The organism is Streptomyces sp. NPDC006458, from assembly GCF_040612135.1.
Lineage (GTDB): Bacteria > Actinomycetota > Actinomycetes > Streptomycetales > Streptomycetaceae > Streptomyces.
Genome location: NZ_JBEXPR010000001.1, coordinates 484,081 through 492,379 on the forward strand (window position 1 = coordinate 484,081; position 8,299 = coordinate 492,379).

Annotated in this window: 8 protein-coding genes; 4 read left to right on the forward strand and 4 right to left on the reverse strand. The window is 74.3% G+C overall.

The features are described 5' to 3' along the window. Positions 1-416 precede the first annotated feature (416 nt). Positions 417-923, forward strand: a complete 507-nt coding sequence (locus tag ABZZ79_RS02325) for a hypothetical protein (protein ID WP_356685535.1) — start codon at positions 417-419, stop codon at positions 921-923. Between the two features lie 112 nt (positions 924-1,035). Beyond that, positions 1,036-1,656, forward strand: a complete 621-nt coding sequence (locus ABZZ79_RS02330; protein WP_356685537.1) for a class F sortase — start codon at positions 1,036-1,038, stop codon at positions 1,654-1,656. A 32-nt stretch (positions 1,657-1,688) separates the two neighbouring features. Here the strand turns inward: ABZZ79_RS02330 and ABZZ79_RS02335 are convergent, their stop codons facing one another. Beyond that, positions 1,689-2,471 (reverse strand): TSUP family transporter, encoded by a 783-nt coding sequence (locus tag ABZZ79_RS02335; RefSeq protein WP_356685539.1) that lies wholly within the window; start codon positions 2,469-2,471, stop codon positions 1,689-1,691. 147 nt (positions 2,472-2,618) lie between these two features. Here ABZZ79_RS02335 and ABZZ79_RS02340 point away from each other — a divergent pair, with 147 nt between their 5' ends. Next, positions 2,619-3,095, forward strand: coding sequence for a gamma-glutamylcyclotransferase family protein (locus tag ABZZ79_RS02340; protein ID WP_356685541.1), 477 nt, complete (start codon positions 2,619-2,621; stop codon positions 3,093-3,095). Positions 3,096-3,719: 624 nt separating this feature from the next. Here ABZZ79_RS02340 and ABZZ79_RS02345 read toward each other — a convergent pair. From ABZZ79_RS02345 to ABZZ79_RS02355, 3 genes are all read right to left on the reverse strand, one after another. Continuing rightward, positions 3,720-4,172 carry a carboxymuconolactone decarboxylase family protein gene (locus ABZZ79_RS02345; RefSeq protein WP_356685543.1) on the reverse strand — a complete coding sequence of 151 codons (453 nt, stop codon included), beginning with the start codon at positions 4,170-4,172 and terminating at the stop codon, positions 3,720-3,722. Positions 4,173-4,256: 84 nt separating this feature from the next. Next, a complete protein-coding gene (locus ABZZ79_RS02350; protein WP_356685545.1) occupies positions 4,257-6,356 on the reverse strand; it encodes a molybdopterin oxidoreductase family protein in 2,100 nt (699 codons plus the stop codon). Between the two features lie 140 nt (positions 6,357-6,496). Continuing rightward, the gene (locus tag ABZZ79_RS02355; RefSeq protein WP_356685547.1) at positions 6,497-7,183 is read right to left on the reverse strand and encodes an ElyC/SanA/YdcF family protein; all 687 of its coding nucleotides are present in this window, start codon (positions 7,181-7,183) and stop codon (positions 6,497-6,499) included. A gap of 191 nt (positions 7,184-7,374) precedes the next feature. On the opposite strand from ABZZ79_RS02355, the gene ABZZ79_RS02360 reads away from it, so the two are divergent. Further along, entirely contained in the window at positions 7,375-8,175 is an 801-nt protein-coding gene (locus ABZZ79_RS02360; RefSeq protein WP_356685549.1) for a sirohydrochlorin chelatase, read from the forward strand. Positions 8,176-8,299: the final 124 nt, after the last annotated feature.

The window sequence follows — 8,299 nt, forward strand, 5'->3', positions numbered from 1 at the left end:
GCCGTTGTCCACCGGGTTTGGCGCGGGGTGCGAGGCCGTTGTCCACCGGGTTCGGCGCGGGGTGCGAGGCCGTTGTCCACCGGGTTCGGCGCGGGGTGCGAGGCCGTTGTCCACCGGGTTCGGCGCGGGGCGCGAGGCGGTTGTCCAAGGCCGCCGCGCCCCGCGCGGCACCGTCGCTCACCGGGCGCTGCGCCGGTCACCCGTTCACCCCGTCGCCCTGCGCCCTTCGGGTGTTCTTCCGCGATGTGCCTGCCGTACGGCCGTGACCTGCTGAAACGGGCCCCGCGGGGCGCCCGTGCGGTGGCTGTGCGCGGCGTTTCTGACGATTGGTCAGGAAGCGGGTTCGGCGTGCTGCCTTTTATCTCGGAGGAGCAGGGAAGTGCAGGAGCCACCGATGTGCTCGTGAGGAGCGACCGATGCGACGTACCGCCCGGCTGCTGACCGGTGCCGCGCTCGCCGCCGCCGCTGTCGGCGGACCGCTCGCCGCACCCGCACAGGCGGCGGGCGGGCTCGACGTGTTCCCGTCCTCCGTGGTGCCGGGCGGCCCGGTCACGGTGAGCACGGCCGCCTGCGGTGTCGGCGGTACGGCGGACGGGGACGCCAGCGCGGTCGGGGCAGGGCACTTCACCCTGGCGCCCGGCGCACACGAGGGCGAGGCGACAGGACAGTTCGAGGTGCCGCCGAGCGCGCAGCCGGGAACGTACGAGATCGTCGTCGCGTGTGCCCGGGGCGGCCGGGAGGTGCGCGGTGACCTGGTGGTGACGCTGACCGCCGTGCAGCCGCGCGGCAGTGTGAAGACGGGGGTCGGCGGCGCGTTGGGCCCCGATCCCGTGCAGACCGCGGCAGGCGTGGCGGCTCTGGCCGTCGCCGCCGCGGGCGGTACCTGGCTCCTGCATCGCCGGGCGAGAGGCGACGGGATCTGACGGACACCCTCCGCTGTCCGTCCGCCGGTACCGCTTTGTCCCCTCCCCCTCCGGGTCCGACCGCCCCTCGCGGCCCGGAGGGGGCACGGGGCCGGCCCCACGGGAGGTCCAGGTGCGCAAGTACGGCACCGCCGCGACGGCGGCCGTCACCGCCATCGCCCTGTGCGCGGGGGCCTGGCTGTTGCACAACGGCGTCGCCACGCACGCCCCGCCGCAGCCGTCCGCCGCCGAGGCCCGCGACGACACCGTCCGCGAACCCGCCGCCCGCCCGCTGCCGCCCTCGCCGCCCGACCGCATCCGCATCCCCGCCATCCGCGTGGACGCGCCCCTGACGGGCCTCGGCCTCACCGGGTCCGGCAGCCTGGACGTGCCGCCCGCCGAGCGGAAGAACCTGGCCGGCTGGTACGAGGCCGGCACCACCCCCGGCGAGACGGGCACGGCGATCGTCGCCGGGCACGTCGACAACGCGGACGGCCCGGCCGTCTTCTTCTCCCTCGGCGCGCTGAAGAAGGGCAGCGTCATCGAGGTCGACCGGCGCGACGGCGGCACCGCCCGGTTCACCGTCTACGCGGTGGAGGTCTACCGGGCGGCGGACTTCCCCGACCAGAAGGTGTACGGTGCCGCGCCCCGGCCCGAGCTGCGGGTGATCACCTGCGGCGGCGGCTACTCACGCGCGACGGGCTACATGGGCAACGTCGTCGTCTTCGCGCGGCTCACCGGTGCCGTGCGCTGACCCGCCGACGGAGCCTGTCCCGCCCTTTTGGATCAAGCCAGCCACTGCTCCCACGCGAGCTTCGCCACCAGCGTGAAGACCACCGTCAGCAGGACGACCCGTACGAAGCCGCTGCCCTTCTTCAGGGCGGTGCGGGCGCCCAGCGTGCCGCCCGCGAGGTTGAACACGGCCATCAGGGCGGCGAGTTGCCACAGGACGGCACCCTGCCAGGCGAACATGGCGAGGGCACCGGCGTTGGTGCAGCAGTTGACGATCTTGGCGGTGGCCGAGGCGGTCACCAGGTCGAGATGGAGGACTGCGGTGAGGGTGAGGACGAGGAAGGTGCCGGTGCCGGGGCCGATCAGCCCGTCGTAGAACCCGATGCCGAGGCCGGCCAGGCCGATCGCGGCGAGAATGCGGCGGCGGGTGACCGCGCCGGGCGCCGGGGCCGTGCCGAAGGCGGGCCTGAGGATGACGAAGGCCGCCACGCCCAGCAGCACGACCATGATCACCGGCTTGAGGACCTCGGTGCTCATCCCGGCCGCGAAGAACGCCCCCGCCGAGGACCCGGCCAGCGCCGCGAGCCCGATCCGCACGGCGAGGCGGACGTCCACCGGCGCCTTGCGCGTGTAGGTCACTGCCGCGCCGGTGGTGCCCACGATGGCCACCGCCTTGTTCGTGCCCAGCGCGTGCGCCGCCGGGGTGTTCCCGGGCAGCCCCAGCAGCAGCGCCGGAAGAAGCAGCAGTCCGCCCCCGCCCACCACGGCATCGATCCAGCCGGCCGCCAGGGCGGCCACGCACAGTACGGCGATCATGGTGAGCGGTATGTCGGGCATGATCGGACCCTAAGGACCGGATACGTGGTGTGTCCACGCGGTTGGGCGGGTTCTGAGCTTCCGCTGAGGTGGGCCCGCCAGCAGGACCACGGCTGGCGGTGGACAGACGGCGGACGGCGGAGTGTGTGAGAGGAGAGAATCGTTTCTGTGACGCCCGACAGCCCCCGCCGCCTCCCCTTCTTCGTCTACGGCACCCTCCGCCCGGGCGAGGCCAACCACGACGCCTTCCTGCGCGGCCGCACCCACGCCGAGGACCCCGCCCGGCTCACCGGCGCGGTGCTGTACGACGGCCCCGGCTACCCCTACGCCGTCGAGGAGGCCGGCGGAGCGGTGAGCGGGGAACTGGTCACCGCCAGGCCCGAGGACTACGACCGACTACTGGGCGAGCTGGACCGGTTGGAGGAGTACGTCCCCGGCGACCCGCGCCGCAGCCTCTACGAGCGGGTCGCCCGCGAGGTAACCCGGGACGCCGACGGCGCCGCCGTCCGCGCCTGGGTCTACCTCGCCGCGCCCGCCGTCGCCGTACGTCTGCGGGCGCGCGGCCGGCTCATCGCGGGCGGCGACTGGCGCACCCGCGAGCGGCCCGTCGCGGACGGCTGTGGATTTGCCTGCGGCGGCTTGTGACGGGTGGCTGCTGGCCGGGCTGCGGTGGGGTGGTCGTGTGCGGTGACTGGCTCGCCCGTGAGCGGTGTGTGGCGGGTGGCTGCGGGTTCGCGTGCCGCGGCTCGCGACGGGGCTCCTGGCCGGGCTGCGGTCGGGTCGTCGCGGGCGGCGACCGGCCCGCCTGCGACCGACCGTTCGTGCCGGGAGCGTGAGGGCCGCGCCGATCCACGCCATGCTCTCGGCCGATGTGCCGACCGGGCGCCATGCGGCCGGGGGTTGCTCTGGGGGAGTGGTCTGGGGCGAGCGGTTGCCCCGCCGCATGTGAGGGCCCGGTGGCGGGTGGGCGTCGTGCGGTGGGCGGGTATGCCGTGAGAGGGGGCGGGCAGTCTGGGTCGGGTGGTCGCCCCGCGGCAGTCAGGCGCCCTGCGTCGGATGGTCACCCCATGGCGGGCAGGCGCCCTGCGTCGGATGGTCACCCCATGGCGGGCAGGCGCCCCGCGCCGGGTTGCCACCCCACGTCAGTCAGGCGCCCCGCGGCGGGCCAGAGCCCTGTGAGGGCGCGGTGGGTGGGCGTCCCGGGGCCGCCCGGTCCGCCGGGAGCGCGGGCGGCGTTCTGCCGCGGCACGCTCCCGAGGGCCACGCCGGTCACATCGTGCCCGGCGTCTTACGCGTCGTCACATTCATCCGGTTCCACGTGTTCACCGTGAAGATCAGCGCGATCAGCTGGGCCAGCTCCTGCTCGCCGAAGTGCCGCGCGGCCTCCTCGTACACCTCGTCGTGGACGCCGTGCGGCAGCAGCGTGACCGCCTCGGTGAGGGCGAGCGCGGCCCGCTCCCGCTCGGTGTACAGGCTCGACTCCTGCCACGCCGGCAACTGGTGGATGCGGTCCTCGCTCTCGCCGCCCTTGCGGGCGTCACGGGCGTGGTAGTCGACGCAGTACGCGCACCGGTTGATCTGCGAGGCGCGGATCTGCACCAGCTCCAGCAGGACCGGGTCGATGCCCTGCCGGGCGGCCGCGTCGAGGGCCAGAACCGCCTTGAACACCTTCGGGGCGACGGCGGAGAAGTTCATGCGCTGGGGTACCTGGTAGGTCGTCATGTCTCGAATCTACGAGGCCGAAAGACCTGCTGCGGGGTGCATTCCGGCCCCGGAATCATGGGTCAATTCCGGGTCGGCCAGAGGTCATTCGCCGGCCCGCGCGACCGCCTCCAGCCGCACCGCGCACGCCTTGAACTCCGGCATCCGAGACGTCGGGTCCAGGGCCGGGTTGGTGAGGGTGTTGGCGCGGCCCTCGCCCGGCCAGTGGAACGGCATGAACACCGTGTCCGGGCGGATGGCCGTGGTGATACGGGCCGGTGCCACCGCGCGGCCGCGCCGCGAGACGACCGCCACCGGGTCGCCCTCGGCCGCGCCCAGCCGGGCCGCCAGCCGCGGGTGCAGCTCCACGAAGGGGCCGGGCGCGGCCGCGTTCAGCTCCGCCACCCGCCGGGTCTGCGCGCCCGACTGGTACTGCGAGACCACCCGGCCGGTCGTGAGCAGCACCGGGTACTCCTCGTCGGGCTCCTCGGCGATGGCCCGGTGGGACACCGGGGCGAACCGGGCCCGCCCGTCCGGCGTGGCGAAACGGTCCAGGAAGAGGCGCGGGGTGCCGGGGTGGTCGGCGGCGTCCTGGCTCTCCGGCGCCGGACAGGGCCAGAACACCCCGTTCTCCTCCGCCAGCCTTTCGTAGGTGATCCCGGAGTAGTCCGCGACCCCGCCCGCGCTCGCGCGCCGCAGCTCCTCGAAGACCTCCTCGGGATCGGTCGGGAAACCCTTCTCCACGCCCAGCCGGCCGGCGAGGCCGTGCAGGACGTCCAGGTCGCTGCGGATGCCGTCGGGCGGGCTGAGGGCCCGGCGGCGCAGCAGGACGCGACCCTCCAGGCTGGTCGTCGTGCCGGTCTCCTCGGCCCACTGCGTCACCGGCAGTACGACGTCGGCGAGTTCGGCCGTCTCCGACAGGACCACGTCGGCCACCGCGAGGAAGTCCAGCGACCGCAGCCGCTCCTCGATGTGCGCGGCGCGCGGCGCCGACACGATCGGGTTGGAGCCCATCAGCAGCAGGGACTTGATGTCGGAGCCCAGCGCCTCCAGCAGCTCGTACGCGCTGCGCCCCGGCCCCGGCAGCGAGTCGGGGTCGACGCCCCACACCCCCGCCACGTGCCGCCGCGCCTCGGGGTCGTCCAGCTTGCGGTAGCCGGGCAGCTGGTCGGCCTTCTGGCCGTGCTCGCGGCCGCCCTGTCCGTTGCCCTGGCCGGTCAGGCAGCCGTACCCGGACAGCGGGCGGCCCGCGCGGCCGGTGGCCAGGCACAGGTTGATCCAGGCGCCGACGGTGTCGGTGCCCTTGGACTGCTGCTCGGGCCCGCGCGCGGTGAGCACCATCGCCGCCTCGGGCTCGCAGAACAGCCGTACGGTTTCGCGCAGTTCGGGCACGGACACGCCGGTGATCCGCTCGACATACTCGGGCCAGTGCGCCATCGCCGCCGCGCGGGCCTCCTCCCAGCCCGTCGTCCGCTCGCGGATGTACTCCTCGTCGGTGCGTCCCTCCGCGACGACCAGATGCAGCAGGCCCAGCGCGAGCGCCAGGTCGGTGCCCGGCCGGGGGGCCAGGTGCAGGTCGGCCTGCTCGGCGGTACGGGTGCGGCGCGGGTCCACGACGATCAGGGTGCCGCCGTTCTCCTTGAGCTCGGTGAGGTAGCGCAGCGCGGGCGGCATGGTTTCGACGAGGTTGGAGCCGACCAGGATCACGCACCCGGTCCGGGGGATGTCCTCCAGCGGGAAGGGCAGCCCGCGGTCCAGCCCGAACGCCTTGATCCCGCCCGCCGCCGCGGAGGACATGCAGAACCGGCCGTTGTAGTCGATCTGCGAGGTGCCCAGCGCGATCCGGGCGAACTTGCCCAGGCTGTAGGCCTTCTCGTTGGTCAGGCCGCCGCCGCCGAAGACTCCGCACGCGTCCGGTCCGTGCTCGGCGCGCGTGCGGGTCAACGCCTCCGCGATCCGGTCGAGCGCCTCGTCCCAGCCGGCCGGCACGAGCACGCCGCCCGAGCGCACCAGTGGGGAGGTCAGACGCACGCCCGGCGCCAGGACCGCCGCCGACGTGCGGCCCTTGCCGCACAGTGCGCCCCGGTTCACCGGGAAGTCGGCGCGCTCGGTCACCTCGACGCCCCCCTCGCGTGCGGGCGACAGGTTCATCCCGCACTGCAGGGCGCAGTACGGGCAGTGAGTGGGCGTCGGGGTGGTCTCCATGCACCTCAGCGTGGGTCGGGCGTGTTACGCGGAGGACGGCTGATTGTTAAACGAAGCGCACGGCGACCTCCCCGGCGGTCTGAGCCCGCCGTGAGGCGCCAGGTCACACGCCTCACCGGCCTGTGGGGGCGTGGGCGAGGTCACACGCCTCGGCGGGCGTCCCGCAGTGCCCGTGTCACGCCGGGCTCCGAGCGCCCCAGGAACCGCGGGTCCGGCTCGAAGAGCGCGTCCAGCGCGGCCTTGCCGGAGGCGAGGATGTCCCTGACCTCGCCGGAGTACCAGGTCGCGTCGTGCGGCTCGCCGACCCCGACACCGTACGACGACACTCCCGCCTCCTCGCACAGCGCGACCGCCCTGCGGACATGGAAGCCCTGGCTGATCAGCACCGCCTCGTCGACGCCGAAGATCTTCTTCGCGCGCACGCAGGAGTCCCAGGTGTCGAAGCCCGCGTAGTCGGACACGATCCGCCCGTCCGGTACGCCGTGCCGGGTCAGATAGGCGCGCATCGCGTCCGGCTCGTCGTACTCCACGCGGCTGTTGTCCCCGGTCACCAGGACGACCTTCACCCGCCCCGCGCGGTACAGCTCGGCCGCCGCGTCCAGGCGGTGCGCGAGATACGGCGACGGCTCCCCGTTCCACAGCCCCGCGCCGAAGACCACGGCCACGTCGGAGCGCGGCACGTCCGCCGTCGTACGCAACCGTCCGTCGGTCGCGAGATGCAGCCACGCCGACGGCAGCAGCGCCAGCGCGCAGACGGCCATCACGGCCTGAACGAGCCGCCGCCACCCGGTACGCGTCCGCGGCAGCCGAGGTCGCGCGATCTTCATCCGGCCACCCTCCGATTCGGTCCCGGTCCCGTCCGGTCCCGGGACAGGAGGACGCCGGGTGCGGCGATCCGGTTCACCTCCGCGCGATCCACCCCCACCTCACACCGTTGCCCGGTAGGCCGTGAAGCAGCGGAAAACACCCGTGACGGCCGTGCAACGGCCACGCAATCTCGGTCCGCCAGGCTCTTTGCATGACGGCGTATCTCAGGAACCGGATCAGCAGCGAGCTCGCGGGCCGCCTCGGCCTCGCGCCGCTCGACGGCCACCGCCCGGCCACGCCGGCGCTCGTCCTGGTCGCCCACGGCAGCCGCGACCCGCGGGCCCTGGCGACCGTACGGGAACTGCTCGACCGGGTCCGTGAACTCCGCCCCGACCTCGCCGTCCACCTCGGCCACATCGAGCTCAACGCGCCGCTGCTGACGGACACCCTCGCCGCCCTCCCCGGCGAGTCGGTCCTGGTCCCGCTGCTGCTGAGCCGCGGCTACCACGTCAAGCAGGACATCCCCGAGATGGCGGCCGAGGCGGCGGCCCACACGCACGTGGCCGAACCGCTGGGCCCGCACCCCCTGCTGGTGGAGGCCCTCTACGAGCGCCTGGTGGAGGCCGGCTGGCACGCCCCGCGCACCGAGTCCGAGCGCCGCTCCAGCGCGGTCGTGCTGGCCGCCGCCGGCTCCCGCGACCCCGAGTCCGCCGTGGGCACCCGCCGGATCGCCGCTCTCCTCGCCGAACGCCTCGGCGTGCCGGTCGTCCCCGCCTACGCCTGCGCGGCCAAACCCACCGTCCCGGCCGCGATCCGCTCCCTGACCGCCCGGGGCCGGCACCGCATCGCCGTCGCCTCCTGCTTCACCGCGCCCGGCCGCTTCGCGACGGAGTGCGCCCAGGCGGCCCCGTGGATCGCCTCGGCCCCCCTGGGAGCCCACCCGGCGATGGCCCGCCTGCTCCTGCACAGATACGACGAGGCTCTGACGACATCGGCGAGTGCGGCTGCCTAGAGCACGGCGCGGGACCGTATCGATCCGCGACTCCACCGCGCGGGCGCGACCGGCCACGAACGATCCGGGCGCACGACGACTGCACTCGGCGGACGCGTGGGCGCGAGGACCACGGCTGATCCGC

Coding starts and splice junctions, on each gene's coding strand:
- ABZZ79_RS02360 (WP_356685549.1), top strand. CDS start 7,375: ATGACGGCGTATCTCAGGAACCGGATCAGCAGCGAGCTCGCGGGCCGC.
- ABZZ79_RS02335 (WP_356685539.1), bottom strand. CDS start 2,471: ATGCCCGACATACCGCTCACCATGATCGCCGTACTGTGCGTGGCCGCC.
- ABZZ79_RS02350 (WP_356685545.1), bottom strand. CDS start 6,356: ATGGAGACCACCCCGACGCCCACTCACTGCCCGTACTGCGCCCTGCAG.
- ABZZ79_RS02325 (WP_356685535.1), top strand. CDS start 417: ATGCGACGTACCGCCCGGCTGCTGACCGGTGCCGCGCTCGCCGCCGCC.
- ABZZ79_RS02355 (WP_356685547.1), bottom strand. CDS start 7,183: ATGAAGATCGCGCGACCTCGGCTGCCGCGGACGCGTACCGGGTGGCGG.
- ABZZ79_RS02345 (WP_356685543.1), bottom strand. CDS start 4,172: ATGACGACCTACCAGGTACCCCAGCGCATGAACTTCTCCGCCGTCGCC.